This is a genomic window from Methanosarcina sp. A14 (assembly GCF_001729375.1).
GTDB lineage: Archaea > Halobacteriota > Methanosarcinia > Methanosarcinales > Methanosarcinaceae > Methanosarcina > Methanosarcina barkeri.
This window is the reverse complement of record NZ_LZPK01000125.1, coordinates 1-16,118: the sequence shown is the minus strand read 5'-3', so window position 1 is coordinate 16,118 and position 16,118 is coordinate 1. Positions and strand designations below refer to the sequence as shown.

Annotated in this window: 10 protein-coding genes and 2 pseudogenes; 8 read left to right on the top strand and 4 right to left on the bottom strand. The window is 41.1% G+C overall.

The window, feature by feature from the left end; translation table 11 throughout:
* Window positions 1–53: 53 nt before the first annotated feature.
* The 4 genes and pseudogenes from A9239_RS06960 to mtbA all read right to left on the bottom strand — a co-directional run.
* Window positions 54–788 (bottom strand): annotated as a pseudogene (locus A9239_RS06960) (amino acid permease); the annotation flags it as partial.
* A gap of 296 nt (window positions 789–1,084) precedes the next feature.
* A pseudogene (locus A9239_RS18895) lies at window positions 1,085–2,461 on the bottom strand (monomethylamine:corrinoid methyltransferase).
* Between the two features lie 19 nt (window positions 2,462–2,480).
* Window positions 2,481–3,134, bottom strand: a complete 654-nt coding sequence (locus A9239_RS06945; RefSeq protein WP_048156643.1) for a methyltransferase cognate corrinoid protein — start codon at window positions 3,132–3,134, stop codon at window positions 2,481–2,483.
* A 987-nt stretch (window positions 3,135–4,121) separates the two neighbouring features.
* Window positions 4,122–5,141, bottom strand: coding sequence for a methylcobamide:CoM methyltransferase MtbA (mtbA, locus tag A9239_RS06940; RefSeq protein WP_048154076.1), 1,020 nt, complete (start codon window positions 5,139–5,141; stop codon window positions 4,122–4,124).
* A 293-nt stretch (window positions 5,142–5,434) separates the two neighbouring features.
* Between mtbA and A9239_RS06935 the strand changes: the two genes are divergently transcribed.
* The 8 genes from A9239_RS06935 (at window position 5,435) to A9239_RS06900 (ending at window position 15,920) form a co-directional block, all read left to right on the top strand.
* Window positions 5,435–6,607, top strand: a complete 1,173-nt coding sequence (locus A9239_RS06935) for an acyltransferase (RefSeq protein WP_048154079.1) — start codon at window positions 5,435–5,437, stop codon at window positions 6,605–6,607.
* Between the two features lie 593 nt (window positions 6,608–7,200).
* Entirely contained in the window at window positions 7,201–8,823 is a 1,623-nt protein-coding gene (locus A9239_RS06930) for a methylamine methyltransferase corrinoid protein reductive activase (RefSeq protein ID WP_048120624.1), read from the top strand.
* A 687-nt stretch (window positions 8,824–9,510) separates the two neighbouring features.
* Complete coding sequence (gene pylS, locus A9239_RS06925) at window positions 9,511–10,770, top strand: pyrrolysine--tRNA(Pyl) ligase (RefSeq protein WP_048120621.1); 1,260 nt, start codon at window positions 9,511–9,513, stop codon at window positions 10,768–10,770.
* Window positions 10,771–11,181: 411 nt separating this feature from the next.
* Entirely contained in the window at window positions 11,182–12,234 is a 1,053-nt protein-coding gene (gene pylB, locus A9239_RS06920; protein WP_048120618.1) for a methylornithine synthase PylB, read from the top strand.
* A 1-nt stretch (window position 12,235) separates the two neighbouring features.
* Window positions 12,236–13,327, top strand: coding sequence for a 3-methylornithine--L-lysine ligase PylC (gene pylC, locus A9239_RS06915; RefSeq protein WP_176722112.1), 1,092 nt, complete (start codon window positions 12,236–12,238; stop codon window positions 13,325–13,327).
* A 118-nt stretch (window positions 13,328–13,445) separates the two neighbouring features.
* Window positions 13,446–14,237: a 3-methylornithyl-N6-L-lysine dehydrogenase PylD gene (pylD, locus tag A9239_RS06910; RefSeq protein WP_141706396.1), complete on the top strand. Its 792-nt coding sequence runs from the start codon at window positions 13,446–13,448 to the stop codon at window positions 14,235–14,237.
* A gap of 405 nt (window positions 14,238–14,642) precedes the next feature.
* Entirely contained in the window at window positions 14,643–15,224 is a 582-nt protein-coding gene (locus A9239_RS06905) for a DUF3786 domain-containing protein (protein WP_218104563.1), read from the top strand.
* 126 nt (window positions 15,225–15,350) lie between these two features.
* Window positions 15,351–15,920 (top strand): TetR/AcrR family transcriptional regulator, encoded by a 570-nt coding sequence (locus A9239_RS06900; RefSeq protein WP_048120614.1) that lies wholly within the window; start codon window positions 15,351–15,353, stop codon window positions 15,918–15,920.
* The last annotated feature ends 198 nt before the right edge of the window (window positions 15,921–16,118 follow it).

Sequence of the window (16,118 nt, the reverse complement as noted above, 5' to 3'; positions counted from 1 at the left end):
AAAAGCGGATACACTGAAACTCCAAGTAGTTCGGCAGGGATCAGCACTGATCATAAGTATAGGGTCATTGCCGCTCCTATGAGCAGAGTAATCATCCCAGCTTGCTGTCCAAGAGGCACTGCCCTTGATGGGTGTTTGCACTCTTCTGCGCACATTGCCGCTCCTTCTATCCCTAAGTAGAACCATGGCCCGAATTGTAAAGCTGCAAAGAGTCCTATCATGCCGTTTGGTAGAGCGCCCTGTAAAAGGTACTCAGGGTGAATATCCCCTATTCCAAAGGCAGTTGAAAAGAAGAAGGCCAATATTGCAATGAAAGCGATCATGGTTAGAACAAAGTTCAGAGTCAATGCTGCAACAACGCCACGGTAATTTATGAAAGTCAGAAGTGCAATAACAAGCAGAGTTACCGGATAAACCTGTAGCTCCGGGAAGATACTCTGCGAAATGGATGCAACAACAATAGCATCTGCTGCTTCAAGGGCTATGTACTCCATATATACCGCAAGTCCCACGCTGGCAGCCGCCCCGGGCCCGATAAATAATCTTGCCCAGTCATAAGGTCCTCCTGCAAGTTTGGTTGCTGACCCAAGTTCACTGGCACAGAGAGAAATTATGACATACATTGTTCCTGCAACCAGCATGGCAAGCAAAGACCCGAGAACGCCTCCTTTTGCAACGGTAAAGTTCCAGCCCATGTATTCTCCGACCAGCACGATACCAACTCCTAGAGCCCATACATGGAAAGGCCTCAGAGTTTTCACTAAGCTGGCAGACTCATGTTCAGACATGCCTATCAGCCTCTTCTTTTTGAAACCTTACTAGCATCCAGTAAGACCCAGCCCATCAATCCGAAAGCCAGGAGATATATAAGTCCGTTTATTAAAGTCCAGATATCCATTTTAATATCCCCTTATTTTTTAATACTAAATTATTATATTTACTCAGTAATTTTTAAAAAATCCTTAGCATTTGTAACATGTCTTTATAATTGTTTCGCCTGGATGTTGTTAAAAAAATTAGCCAGCGAGAAACTCGCTGGCTTTTTGTTTTCTTCAGTATGTATTTTAGGTTCTGGACTTTCGGCTTAGAATACAAGTCCCAGGTCTTCGAGCTTCTTCCTTGCTCCGTCGTAGACCTGCATGTACTCTTCAGTTGGTGTTACTGTCTTTACGTCGTAGCATTCCTGGAAGGTCTTTCCTGCTGGTGCGCTTGCATAATTCTTTTCGTAAAGAGATACAAGCTTGTCAAGTATTACATTTACTTCTGAGATTTCCACACCTGCGGTTGCCCTTGCTACTTCTCCCATCATCCTGGCTTCCATACCTGTGGTCTTGTCGGTAACGACACCCTTTGCTGATGCTACTCCTGAGAGAATTTCTCTGCCTGAAGCGGTGTCGGTAATTGATTGGGCTGAAGCTTCTAGCAGGCACATCTCAGTGCATGGTCCTGCACATGGGTAGTACTGGTTACCTGACAGTATGTCCGTAAATTCGGAAATTGTTGCACATGCCCAACCTGCAATCATCAGTGTCTCTCTGGTGTTGGTTGAACCCCAGCGGATGTGGACAGGGCCGTCAAGGTGCCAACTTGCACTGCTCATGAGAACAGCGTTAATGTGGGTTGCAACATCTACAATTGTTGTTTCTTCAATTCCGCCTGCATACCCTCCAAAGATCGGCATCTGTTCGTCCATAATGATGTCGCTGTTCCCTTTGTAGTGAGCAATAACTGAAATTGCATCAAGATCAATCTTGAGTTCGTTTAGTTGCGAGACCTCGTGGCTGTCCGTGCAGGTCATTCCGCCGGTACAATCAGCGGAAATGTTTCCCTGAGCGGACAGGGAGGTCTCTGGGCCCTAGACACCCATGCCAGGCCTACCCGCCATGGCGCAAGCATTCTTAATTAACCTTGTTTCGGTCTTTGCAGCAAGGACCTCATAAGGACTTTTTGGAATAGGTGATTTCCCACGTACAGAGGTCATTACACCGTTAACAATCGTGTCTACTTCCTTTTCCAGGGCATAGCTCATGTGAACAGGCATAAACACGTCTTCGGAAATTGGAGAACCGGTAGGCCCGCCCTGTACGATTGGTTTTGCCTTGTCACCAACACTTCTCTTTCTTACATTAACGGCATCCCTGCCTGTACCGAGTACAAACTCCTTCTGCACGTTGTTAATTGCATCCCAGATTTCGTCTTCAGTGTACTTTACGATTCTGTGGGTATCGGTACAGTAAATTCCGCACTCAAGTAACATCTCAAAGCCGGCTTTGAAGAGTTTTTCCATCATGTCCTTGTCTGTCGGGATAAACTCTCCCTTGAAGTCAAGCCCGTACTTCTGCTTGAGTTCCATTGCCTTCATTGGGATCTTCATAAGGTCCCAGTCGTCCTGGGTGCACTTTTCTCCTACTTTAGCTCTGTCGTAGAAATCATAGCAGTCAAATGATTTTCTAAATGTCATATCTTTTTGCCTCCCAGGATTATTTCATAACTTCAAGTGCTACTTTTGCGGCTTCTGCAGCGTTTTCTGCAGTTGCGTCAGCTCCGATTTCTTCGATCCATTTATCAGATACAGGAGCTCCTCCAAACATGCACTTTACGCTGTCCCTGAGTTTTTCTTCATTGAGCCTGTCCATAAGGTCTTTCTGGCCGAGCATGGAGGTGGTCATAAGAGCAGATCCTACTAAGAGAACTTTTTCTCCCTTGTGCTTTGCAGCCTCTTCTACAACGTTTTCATTAAGCACATCAACTCCCAGGTCAACGATCTGGAACCCATTTGCTCCGAGCATAGTGGTAACAAGCCTGTGGCCAATGTCGTGAATATCTCCTTCTGCAACAAAGGTGATGGCAAGTCCAGCTTCTTCTCCTTCCTTCTTGTTCTTTTCAAGTTCAGGGGTGAGAACTTCCATTGCATTGCTCATCGCTTTTCCAGACATCATGATCTGAGGCAGGAAAATTTCGGCGGCTTCAAACTTATCACCGACAATTTTCATTCCAACGGAAAGGCCCTTTGTAATAATATCAAGTGCTGGAACTCCCGCAGCCAGTGCCTCCTTGCATAGCTCTGGAGTACCTGCAACGTTTTGATTTACAATTGCGTCGCGTAACTTATCAAAAATCTCTTGATTTGCCATTTTTGTAAACCTCCACTGAGATTCGCAGTTCTGTGCAGTATCGTTGGGCAGTAAAATGTCTCCTGAGTCATTTCTCGCAAAGGCTTTATGCTTGAACACAGACCCTAGCTCCGCTAGCTAAAAAAGAGCATTTGCATGGGGTTCTCGTTTTAGGTTCAGGTCCCTGCTGCCTTATATTTTTCAGCCATTAGGCACAAGGAAGTTCCTTTACGAATTTTCTGATTGTTTAGATTCAAAATTATTCACTATCATTTGCCATTTTGCTCGAACAGGTTCGGGTCCTTTGTGAATAATTTCTTCTCTTATGACATTGTTACCGGGGAATTTACTTGCCGGAAACTGCAAATTTGTTTCCCAGTCGAATTAGCTTTATATCCCGAATTTCCCAACAGTATGCCTGTTGGAACTGCCTGGAATTGTCCTGAATATTCAAGACTCAATCCCTAAATAAAGATTAAAATTATACTATATAAACGAATACTATATTCCCATTATTTTTTTCTCTTAAAATCCAATATATGGGCATGAAAGAAAAATATAAATACTGGAATTTCATGCCAGCGCAACCTCTTTTATATATGCAATCTCCAGCTTCCAAGTCCTGTACTATAATTCTTTTTTATATACAATTTTTAATAATATTAAACATAAAAACAAAAAGTATAAATACTAGAATCTAAACTCGCAGTAATCTTTTTCGATATTTACAATCTCCTGCCTCAAGACCTTCTATAGTAAATTTTTTAAAAAGATGTCTTTGTATAATAATTTGACACGCGCGTGCCGAATAATGATTTCTCCTGAAAAATGCGAGATTGAAAAATGCGGGATTAGATGAAAGAAAACAAGCCTGATGAAGTAATTTTTTTGGATTATTCTTAAAAATAAGGCCGGCTTAAGGCCGGCTTGTCCATTTTTAAATTCCATTAACGCGGCACACTATCAGTGTCCGATATATTCAGTATCTGAATCTATTCAGCAATGTTTTTAGTATGTGTGGCTTTTTGCGCACTCAATCATTTTCTGGAGATTGACTGTTGGGGTCATACTGACAGTCCCGCAGCCCACGGTGAGTAACCCAACGCCTGCGTCAAGTGCCTTCTTTGAGGCTTCTGCGATCTCCTCAGGAGTTCCGTTCCAGAGCACGGCTACAGGGTCAAGGTTTCCAACAATGATTGCGTTTTTCACACTGCCGGTCGCGGTCTTAATGTCTACCTTCTGGTCTACGCTGATCCCATTTACGCCGGTCTTGTCCATAATTCCAAGGCCGTTAGTTGTGTTTCCGCAAATGTGAAGCACTGTAGCCACATCGAGTTCCTTCATTGCGTCAACTATCTTCTTCTGATAGGGCAGGGCATACTTCTCGTAGAACTCTCCTCCAATAAGCTCATAGCTTGCTGTCGGGTCAATGATGGCTATGGTGTCTGCACCATTTTCAACCATTGCTTTTGCATATGCTACATTGAAGTCCGAGCAGAAGTCCAGAAGCGCGGGGACAACCTCTTCTCCTGTAAAAAGGTTTCCAAACCAGGCATCTCCGTTAATATGCTGGGCAAGAGAGAAAGGACCTATCATGGATCCTATAATCGGGAGCTCTTTCCCGTATTTTTCGGAGAGAATCTTGACGGCTTCAAGGACTACTGCAATTCTGCCTTCTTTCAGGTTGTAATTCTTTAATTTCTCCAGATCTTCCAGGTTTTTAACACTGGGTTTGATCACGGATGGCTGCTGCTTCAGGTCGCCAGCCTTTATTCCGCAGCCAAAAAATTCGGCTTCAGCTGTAATGTCAAAGGGAACTCTCACAGCTTCAAAACCTACTACAGTGTGTGCCGCTTCCGCGAGAGTCGCCATTTTCTCTGCGTCGGAATGGGCTTCTGGCCAGTAGGCTCCGCAAGCTTCCATCTGTTCGACAGTTGCAGTCTGAGTGAAACAGACAGCCGGCATCCTGTCCACCTGCTGTTTCCTTAATGCACGGTACAATCTTTCTTTTGGGGTATATTCTGCCATTTATAATCCCTCTCTTATTTTTATAGGTGTGTAGGATTATGAAAAATACATACTATTTAATAAATATGTATTTATATCCTTTAATTAAAAATTATGTTATAAAAACTTATCAATTGAACAGCCGGAATAAGCTGAAAAATCCTTCAAAACAAGTAAATTTGTTTTATTTATAATCGGTGGACGAAATGCTTAAAATAGCTGGGAAATTTGAGGCTTTGACTGACATTTTAAATTAAAGGGTTCCTAATAATTATATCAAATGATATATAACTTTCAAAATCTTATGAGCTACCGTGAAAGAAAAAATACTAACCTTTGATTTTTTGAGAGCAATTGCCATATTAGCCATACTCTTAACACACAGTACTGCCTACCTAGGATATAAATACATCAAGTATACGATTTTAATATTTACTCCTTTTTTTGCCAAAATTGGATTGTCACTTTTTGTATTCATAAGCGGATATCTTATACATTATAATAACAGCAAAATTTCATCCATCAAAGATGTATTACTTTTTTATAAAAAACGTTTTTTACGGATTTTTCCACTTTACTGGGTTGCTCTTGCGGTTTTTACTTTCGTTTTTTATGATTATTCCGGTATTCTTTCTTCACAATTCATTATATCAAATGCGAATACATTATTTAGCTTCCGTAATCTCTTAATACACATACTAGGTATGCAAATGCTACTTGCTCCTACATATTCAACACCACTATTCACTCTTCATTTTGTAGGTACAATCATAATTTTCTATTTAATTTATCCTTTTCTTATGCTCTATTCAAAAAATACAAGTCGTTTTCTATTAATTTCTTTCTTAGTTTTCATGGTTCTTGCCTTAATATCTGGTATCTTCAAAATAATTCATGAGAATTTTTTTAGTTATTATCCAATATTCATAGCTGGAATCGTTTTGTCAAGAGTCAATGTTTCAGATAGATGGGTGTACAATCCATATTTTGCGATTATTCCCACCTTGTTTTTATTATCTGTTCTCTTGCAAGATAGGTTGTTTTTATTGTTAGACCCGAGGTTCTCTATAATTACAACCAGTTCTGAGGCAATCAGTAGTTCTTTAGCAATCACAGTGATCAAAGGATTTGCTGCATCAATAGGTTTGAGTTATGAGGTGGTGAGGTTTGCGGTCATGTCAATATCATCCAATGTAAGTATGATATTGTTTTGTGTTGCGCAATTGTGGATTGCAAATATTTGTATCAATGATAAATTCTCCCCTATGATAAGCTCAATTATTACATACGTTTCAACTGCTTCATACACTGTGTATCTTTTTCATAGACCTGTTCTAGCTCTATGGGTTTCACTGGCTGATCGAATTCATATGCTTCCATTTTTACAAGACTGTATTACCATAATTTTAATAGTTCCAGCACTTTTTATAGTCTCATACTATATTCAAACTAAAGAATCTTTTCTTAGGAAACGATTTTTTGATTGATTTTGATGAAAATAGAATTCTTGCTAATTCAGTTTTCTAATCAAGAAATGCAAAAATCACTAAATTTTGGAATAGAATCCATTTTGGCTTTGCATATAGCCTGTTGTAAAATTATAACATTTTTCAGACTGGCTATTAATAACCAGCCGCTAATCCCTCTCAAAACAATTAGTAATAGTTTAGCATTCTCTCCACAATCATATCGGTAAAAGTAATTTCACAATAATAGTTTAGCATCCCTTCCACAATCATATCGGTAAAAGTAATTTCACAAATGTGCTGAATATCCAAAAATTTAGCCAAGTATGAAAAACATGCTCAAAAGGAACATTCAACTTCATAAATGTGTAATAAAATGATTCCCGTACTCTTATAGTTGGAAAATTCGTCCTTGAATTTGCAGAGGATACATAGTTTATATAATTCCTAACTATATCTATATAATTAAAACTCTAAAATTATTATATCCTTTCCCTATTGATGCCGAATTAGAAATTTCACTAAAATTACAGTCCTCATATCCCGCCCCTGTATGAGGTAGTTCCTACTGCCGGACGCCTCAAAACATTATACGTTCCAGGAGGACCTGAAAAATGTATGGAATAGCACTTGATCTGGGTACTAGCGGTTTTAGAACCCAGCTTATTGATCTTGAAACGAAGGAAACCTTAAAGACGGTTATAACCATGGGTCATCCCCTCCCCGGGGGAAATGTTATGGATCACCTGGACTTTGCAATCACAACAGGTGAAGATGTGGCTCATGAGGTAATTATCGAGACAATCAGGAGAATGTTCCTGCAGTTCGATATTGACCTTTCAAGGGTGGAACGGCTTGCAGTCTGCGGAAACCCTATCCAGCTTTCCCTTTTCCAGAATACTGAAATAAGGGACCTTGCCTATGCAGGAGAAAACAAGCAGAAGATGCTCGGAGTCCGGAATGTGAAAAGAGATGCCCGTGTGTTTCCTGCATCTGAAATTTTCGGAGAAAAATACCTGTCTAACTGTGAAATCATCGTACCCCCTGCAATAAAGCACGAGATTGGAGCTGACGCCCTGGCTATGATGCTTGAAACCGATTTTCTTATCCAGCCCGAACCTTCGCTTGTCACGGATTACGGAACAAATGCCGAAATGGCTCTGAAAATCGGGGATCGAATTATCACTGCAAGCGCAGCAGCAGGACCTGCGATTGAAGGACAGGGTATAAGTTCAGGCATGCTCGCAAGTCCTGGCGCGATCTGTGATGTAAAACCTGAAGGACAGTACTGGAGAATTATAGTTCTTGACAGGGAAATGGAGAAACAGGACGCTTATCTTATCGATCCGGTTAAAGGGGAGATAAAGGATTCCTACGGATTCGAAGCCGTCGGAATCACAGGCACAGGAGTTATCTCGGCTTTTGCCATGGCACTGAAAGGTGGGCTGATTGAAAAATTTCCTAAACTTCCAAATGGAAAACTGATCCTGGGTCCTGGGATTGAGATCACTGAAAAGGATGTCGAAGAGGCCGGAAAGGCTATCGGGGCAATCCGTGCAGCCCATATGACCCTAATCGTTGAATCCGGAATCAAGTACGAAGACCTGGAATACGCATATATGTCAGGAGCCTCCGGAGCCTATGTGGACGCTGAAGACGCCCGCAGGCTTGGAGCCGCACCGGGTTATGCAAAAAAAATTGTTCAGTTCGGAAATACCTCGCTTGCACTTGCTCGGGAACTTGTGCTGGAAAAATCCAGGTTGGATGACGTAATTGAGATTGCAAAGAAAATTACTGCCGACCACCTTATGATGGCGACAAGCGAGACTTTCAATAATTTCTACCTCTGCGAGCTTTCCTACTGGACTCAGGGCATGCCACTTGAGACGTATGACCAGATGCTTGAACTCTACGGCCTGCCTCCTCTTCCAAAAATTCTCGAACATGTAACCATCGAAAAGCGAGTCAGCAAAGACATAGAAGAGGTCGGGTCAGGTGGGCTTTCCATTCTCAAAGAAATTGGCATAATCCTTGAAGTCCCGGTTGAAAAGTGCGTCTACTGCAAAAAATGTGTAAAAGAATGCCCAGAAGCTGCTCTTGAAATTGTAGAAAGAGATGGGCAAAGAATCGCAAAATACGACAGCCAGAAATGTCTTGGTACAAGCTGCCGCCGCTGTGTCGGTGTCTGCCCCGAAGATGCTATCGATATAACGAAACTGAAAATCACAGCGAAATAACGAGATAACTTATGGTGGGCTAAATTCTCACCCACTTTCCCTTTTTACCTTTTTTCATCAGATGCAACCGTTGATCTGCAATCGTTAAGCCAGTTGACCACGCTGTTGCTAGGGTTTTCGGTCAAGCCTTTTTTGAAAAGGTTTGTGACGCCTATAGGGTCTGGTGATAAAGTTCTCAAACTCTAATGTTGAGTTGTTTTAGGTCAAACCTTTTTTGAAAGGGTTCGCAAAAAATTTATAAACAAAAACCCTATTTTTCTTAGATTTTCACCAACAAACATATATATTAAGTAATATTATTTTATACCATTAATTAAGACCACCATACAGGAAGCAAAACGCTTTGTTCAATCTATTTTGCCGAGGAGGGAACCTGATCATGTAGATCGAATGGACTCTAAATCCGTTTAGCCGGGTTAGATTCCCGGGGTTTCCGCCATATTTCTGAATCCCGGAATGGCAATACAATAACATTCTAGATACATTCAGAACATTCCGCCGAAATCTTTTATAAAAGCTGGAGACTTTTTCCAGACTATATAAATTGTTTCTGTTGTGTGGATCGTTTCTATTTTCCGGGTAGCTGTCAGCAAATTGCTGGCTCCGTGTTTATACTCTGTAAGCCGGGATTTTGAAATACTATTTTTTGGAAATCATCCGGGCTTTTAATTCACCAGGGGTGACACTATGGATAAAAAACCATTAGATGTTTTAATATCTGCGACCGGGCTCTGGATGTCCAGGACTGGCACGCTCCACAAAATCAAGCACCATGAGGTCTCAAGAAGTAAAATATACATTGAAATGGCGTGTGGAGACCATCTTGTTGTGAATAATTCCAGGAGTTGTAGAACAGCCAGAGCATTCAGACATCATAAGTACAGAAAAACCTGCAAACGATGTAGGGTTTCGGACGAGGATATCAATAATTTTCTCACAAGATCAACCGAAAGCAAAAACAGTGTGAAAGTTAGGGTAGTTTCTGCTCCAAAGGTCAAAAAAGCTATGCCGAAATCAGTTTCAAGGGCTCCGAAGCCTCTGGAAAATTCTGTTTCTGCAAAGGCATCAACGAACACATCCAGATCTGTACCTTCGCCTGCAAAATCAACTCCAAATTCGTCTGTTCCCGCATCGGCTCCTGCTCCTTCACTTACAAGAAGCCAGCTTGATAGGGTTGAGGCTCTCTTAAGTCCAGAGGATAAAATTTCTCTAAATATGGCAAAGCCTTTCAGGGAACTTGAGCCTGAACTTGTGACAAGAAGAAAAAACGATTTTCAGCGGCTCTATACCAATGATAGAGAAGACTACCTCGGTAAACTCGAACGTGATATTACGAAATTTTTCGTAGACCGGGGTTTTCTGGAGATAAAGTCTCCTATCCTTATTCCGGCGGAATACGTGGAGAGAATGGGTATTAATAATGATACTGAACTTTCAAAACAGATCTTCCGGGTGGATAAAAATCTCTGCTTGAGGCCAATGCTTGCCCCGACTCTTTACAACTATCTGCGAAAACTCGATAGGATTTTACCAGGCCCAATAAAAATTTTCGAAGTCGGACCTTGTTACCGGAAAGAGTCTGACGGCAAAGAGCACCTGGAAGAATTTACTATGGTGAACTTCTGTCAGATGGGTTCGGGATGTACTCGGGAAAATCTTGAAGCTCTCATCAAAGAGTTTCTGGACTATCTGGAAATCGACTTCGAAATCGTAGGAGATTCCTGTATGGTCTATGGGGATACTCTTGATATAATGCACGGGGACCTGGAGCTTTCTTCGGCAGTCGTCGGGCCAGTTTCTCTTGATAGAGAATGGGGTATTGACAAACCATGGATAGGTGCAGGTTTTGGTCTTGAACGCTTGCTCAAGGTTATGCACGGCTTTAAAAACATTAAGAGGGCATCAAGGTCCGAATCTTACTATAATGGGATTTCAACCAATCTGTAAGCCGGAAAGTTCGTCCAGAGTAACTAAATATCGCTAAAGACAGGTCGAAGGTATTAATACACTGCATTAAATGGCAAAAAAGAATTGCGATACTGGATGTCAAAAAGAATTGCAGTACTTTATGGCAAAGTGAATTGCAGCTCTGAAAGGCAAAAAGAATTGCGATACTTAATGGCAATATCAAATGGCAAAAGATAAAATAACAGTATTAATGGCAAAAAGTAAAATGGCAATATCAGTGGCAATATTGAATGACAATATTGAATGGCAAAAAGTAGAATGGCAAGATTGAATCAAAAACGGGATGGTAAAAACTCAATATGGCAAAATAAGCTAAATGGTGAGATTAAGTTGACAGTCGGCTCTGATAGGGTCGATAAACATCTGAAGAATCTATGAGAGGGTGAAATTTTGATCCAAAAAATGGCACTTGATGAATTTGACAGTTTGGGAGATAAAGTCATTGAAGGGTATCAATTAACTGATAACGACCTGAGGACTCTTCTTTCCCTTGAATCCGAAGAAGACCTGGAAAGGCTTTATTCTGCAGCCCGAAAAGTAAGAGATCATTATTTTGGCAACAGGGTATTTCTTAATTGTTTCATTTATTTCTCCACTTACTGTAAAAATCAATGCTCCTTTTGCTACTATAACTGTCGAAACGAGATCAACCGCTATCGACTGACCATGGAAGAAATAAAAGAAACCTGCAAAACCCTGAAAGGAGTAGGTTTTCATATGGTTGACCTGACCATGGGGGAAGACCCCTATTACTATGAAGACCCGAACCGTTTCGTTGAGCTTGTCCAGTTAGTAAAAGAGGAACTTGGTCTTCCCATTATGATTTCTCCAGGCTTGATGGATAACGCTACTCTTCTCAAAGCCAGGGAAAAAGGAGCAAACTTCTTGGCTCTTTACCAGGAAACGTATGACACTGAGCTCTACCGGAAACTTAGAGTTGGGCAGTCATTCGATGGACGTGTTAATGCACGTCGTTTTGCTAAAAAACAGGGGTACTGTGTAGAAGACGGAATCCTCACAGGCGTTGGAAACGATATCGAATCCACCATTCTGTCTTTAAGGGGAATGAGCACAAACGATCCTGATATGGTCAGAGTTATGACTTTCCTGCCCCAGGAAGGAACCCCTCTTGAAGGTTTCAGGGATAAGTCAAATCTATCGGAACTGAAAATCATATCGGTTCTTAGATTAATGTTTCCTAAACGCCTTATCCCCGCTTCCCTTGACTTGGAAGGCATTGATGGCATGGTTCTTCGCTTAAATGCAGGAGCAAATATTGTTACTTCCATCCTTCCTCCCGATTCCCAACTGGAAGGCGTTGCAAACTATGACCGTGGACTTAAAGAACGGGACAGGGATATAAAAAGCGTGATCCAAAGGCTTGAAATCATGGGTATGAAACCTGCCAGGCAGGCTGACTTTGAGGCAGTCCTGGGGTGCTAGCTTGAAAACGATCTGTCTTGTGGGCGGGAAACTCCAGGGCTTCGAAGCTGCGTATTTATCTAAAAAAGCCGGAATAAAAGTAGTTCTGGTGGATAAAAATCCGCAGGCTCTCATCCGTAACTACACGGATGAATTTTACTGTTTTGATATAATAAAGGAACCTGAAAAACTTCTTGAGCTCTCTAAAAGGGTTGATGCTGTACTTCCTGTAAACGAAAATCTGGCCTGCATCGAATTTCTGAATTCAATAAAAGAAAAATTCTCCTGCCCGGTACTTTTCGATTTTGAAGCTTACCGGATAAGCAGGGATAAGAAAAGCTCAAAAGATTATTTTAAGTCCATAGGAGTTCCAACTCCGCAGGACAGGCCTTCCCACCCTCCTTATTTTGTAAAGCCTCCTTGTGAAAGCAGCAGTGTGGGAGCCAGGATAATTTATGATGACAAAGAGCTTGAGGACCTCGAACTTGGCATGCTGGTTGAGGAATATGTGGAAGGCGAGGTCGTTTCTCTCGAAGTTGTCGGGGACGGAAGTCATTTTGCCGTGGTAAAAGAGACCCAGGTCCATATAGACGAAACTTATGACTGCCATATGGTAACTCCGCTTCCTGTTAATCCTTTATTCAGGCAGATATCCCATGATCTTGCAGCAAATCTTCCCTTGAAGGGAATTATGGATGTGGAAGCAATCTTCGGCCCAAAAGGGCTCAGGGTAATTGAAATCGATGCCCGCTTTCCAAGTCAGACACCTACAGTAGTTTACTATTCTTCTGGGATCAACCTGATAGAATTTCTTTTCCATGCCTTTACTGATGGTATTGAGGAAATCAAGTCTCTTCCCGAGAACAAATACTGCATTTATGAGCACCTAATGCTTGGAGAAAATGGTGTTCTTGTTCCTGTGGGAGAACAGGTACTTTCCATGGGTAGCGACTATGGAACATTCTATGAAGAACCCGGCATTGAGATCTTTCTTTGCAAAGGAGAAAACCCGGTATTTACCATGATTTTCTGGGGGAAGGACAGGGAAGAAACCGGAGCAAAAAAATGCAAAGGATTTTCGGTTCTGAAGGAGCGTTTCGGAGCGACGGTATGAATGAACAAATTTGAGAACAGGAACGGAAACTAAAAAAATTAAAAATTTCAATTTAAAAAATAGGAAATTAATAACCTTATTTTAATAATCTAAGACTTAAACTGCACTAAAACTGGAAATGGCGATAAAAATGGCACTTTTAACCCCCAATGATTTGATAAATATTAATAAGCAGCTTCAGGAAGCTGACTCTGTCGTGAAAAGAGTAACAGGGCTTGATATAAAAGGCGTCTGTCAATCTCTTTATGGTACTTCCCCTAGCTCCAAAAAAGTAGGCATCGTGCCTGTAACTTCAGGAAACGGGATAATAGGAAACTTCTCGGCTTCCTTACATGTAATTACGCAGTATTTCGGATTTGACGGTTTTGTTACGGATATGCCGGATGTTAGCGGCTATTATGAAGCTGTGCAGAACGGAGCCGAGATCATCCTTATGGCAGACGATCACACTTTCCTTGCTCATAACATCAAAAATGGAAAAATGGCCAATAATCAACCCTGCACAGGTATAATTTATGCTGAGATCGCTTCCAGATACCTGAAAGCCGACTCAAAGGACGTACTTGTTATGGGGCTCGGAAAGGTAGGTTTTCCCGGAGCAGCCCAACTTGTGCAGAAAGGCTTCAGGGTTTACGGGTATGATCCTGATGCAAGACTCCTTAAGAGAGCCGTTTCAAACCTCGGGATTATTCCTTTCGACCCTGCGAATCCAAAAAAGTTTTCCATTATCTTCGAGGCGACCCCATGCGCAAACACGATTCCTGAAGCTGTACTTTCGGAGAATTGCGTGCTTTCCACCCCAGGAATTCCCTGCGCAATTTCTGAAGAACTTAAAAATAAATATGATGTTCAACTTGTAGCGGAGCCCCTTGGAATAGGAACGGTATCAATGTTGTATTCTGTGCTCTAATACCTTAATTTTGCTTTGGCAGCCGGTTGCAGCATTTCGGCAGTCTGCTGCCCTTTTCGCTATGCTCTTCTTCACTTAAGAGGATGAGCTATGGACAAGAGGAATTGCTTTTAACTCGTTAATTATTAAATCAGAACTCTGAACATTATTAATTAGTTTAAACCCTATGTACTATTGTTTTTAATTCTAAGAGTTCTGGATATTCCTTCCACAATAAGATTTTTTATTTTATGTTTTTAACCAGTACTTACTTATATGTAAGTAACTATCTTCTGTAGTGAGGATATATTCAAAATGGAATTCTAATAACTCAAATAAGAGCTAATGAGCACCTTCGGTGCGCACGGAAGGGAGTATTTTATGAGTAGTGGTTATGAACAAATTTATGAAAGCCTCATACCCAAATTGAGCAAATGCGATTTTTTAGAAGTTGCCGAACGGCTTGGCCTGTCTCTCCAGCCGGACGGTGCTCTATCTGTCAATTTTCTTGGCCGCGAGTATGAGATAAGTTCTCGCGGTATTAGCCCGACTGACGGCAAGCCGGTTAATGTCAACAACCTCAGTGTTCTGGCTTACTATTCATTGTCCAAAGGCGTGGGTGAACCTGCATTTTCATATGTGCCTTCTAATCTTGCCGGCACAGGAATAACATTCAGCACAAATACAAAATGGATGACTGATCCGCTTGGTAAAACATTCAGTGGAGATTATGCAACATTCAGTGAAACTATGTGCAAATTAGGTGGGGTTTTTAATGGCAAGCTGAAATCGGGCGGCTATTCGTGGCTTCTGAAAGCATTGCCTAAAATCCTTCTCCAAATCGTTTATTATGATGGAGATGATGAATTTCCTTGTGAAGTTCAGGTTCTGTTTGATAAAAATGCTTCACGCTTTCTGGAATTTGAATGTCTGGCTTTTTTAGAGGGATGCCTTGTAAGAGCGATGATTATGACAACCAAAACAGGAGATACAACCGGATGGGTGTAATACTTATGTATATAATGTGAAATGCAAGATGTTTCTCATCTAATAAATCGAAGAACTAAGTTTATATGAATAAAAACACTATTCAATTAACTTATTAACGAGTATAAATGTTTTTTATGAATAGATATGAACGAGACTAATCAGCAAATACTATATTACGCAAGGAATTTTTTGCAATGTCGGGGCTATAATGGATTTAGTTACAAAGATATTTCTCAGAAATTGGGAATAAAAAATGCAGCAATTCATAATTATTACCCCAAAAAAGAGGATCTAGTTGCAGCTTTGCTCGAAGACAGCAGAAAGAATTTAGCTGCAAATATTGCTCAAATAGTGGACTCCGGAGGCTCAGCCCGTGATCAGCTTCAATACTACTTTGATTACGCATTAAAAGAGTTTGATGAAGGCAAAAGAATCTGCCCTCCAGGCTCGGTAATTCTCGATTTTGAGGAACTTCCGGAGAAAGTTAAAAAACAAAACCTTTTGTTGATGGATGACATCCTGACCTGGATTTCCAGAGTTCTTAAAGTGGGTCTGGAACAGGGGGAGTTTAATTTCTCTGGTTCTACAGAAGCACGTGCAGAATTAGTAGCTGAAGCCTTGATGGGTGCCAGACAATTCTCCAGTATAAGAGGAAGAAAAACGCTTGTTAGATCTATTTCTCTAATTAAGTCCGACCTTGGGTGGAAGGACTGATTTTTTTTCTCCTAACCGCTACTTACTTATATGTAAGTAAGTATATTCTATTGCTGAATCAATCTATTGCTAAATCAATCTATTGCTAAATCAATCTATTGCTAAATCAATCTATTGCTAAAAAATTAGGTTTTCTGGCATAACTTATGTGGAGATATCTCAATGCCCACTATGAGTATTATTTCATGCAAGATAATG

Bases quoted from the DNA above. Each gene is read 5' to 3' on its own strand.
- A9239_RS06945 (WP_048156643.1), bottom strand. From the start codon at position 3,134: ATGGCAAATCAAGAGATTTTTGATAAGTTACGCGACGCAATTGTAAAT.
- mtbA (WP_048154076.1), bottom strand. From the start codon at position 5,141: ATGGCAGAATATACCCCAAAAGAAAGATTGTACCGTGCATTAAGGAAA.
- A9239_RS06930 (WP_048120624.1), top strand. From the start codon at position 7,201: ATGTATGGAATAGCACTTGATCTGGGTACTAGCGGTTTTAGAACCCAG.
- pylS (WP_048120621.1), top strand. From the start codon at position 9,511: ATGGATAAAAAACCATTAGATGTTTTAATATCTGCGACCGGGCTCTGG.
- pylD (WP_141706396.1), top strand. From the start codon at position 13,446: ATGGCGATAAAAATGGCACTTTTAACCCCCAATGATTTGATAAATATT.
- A9239_RS06900 (WP_048120614.1), top strand. From the start codon at position 15,351: ATGAACGAGACTAATCAGCAAATACTATATTACGCAAGGAATTTTTTG.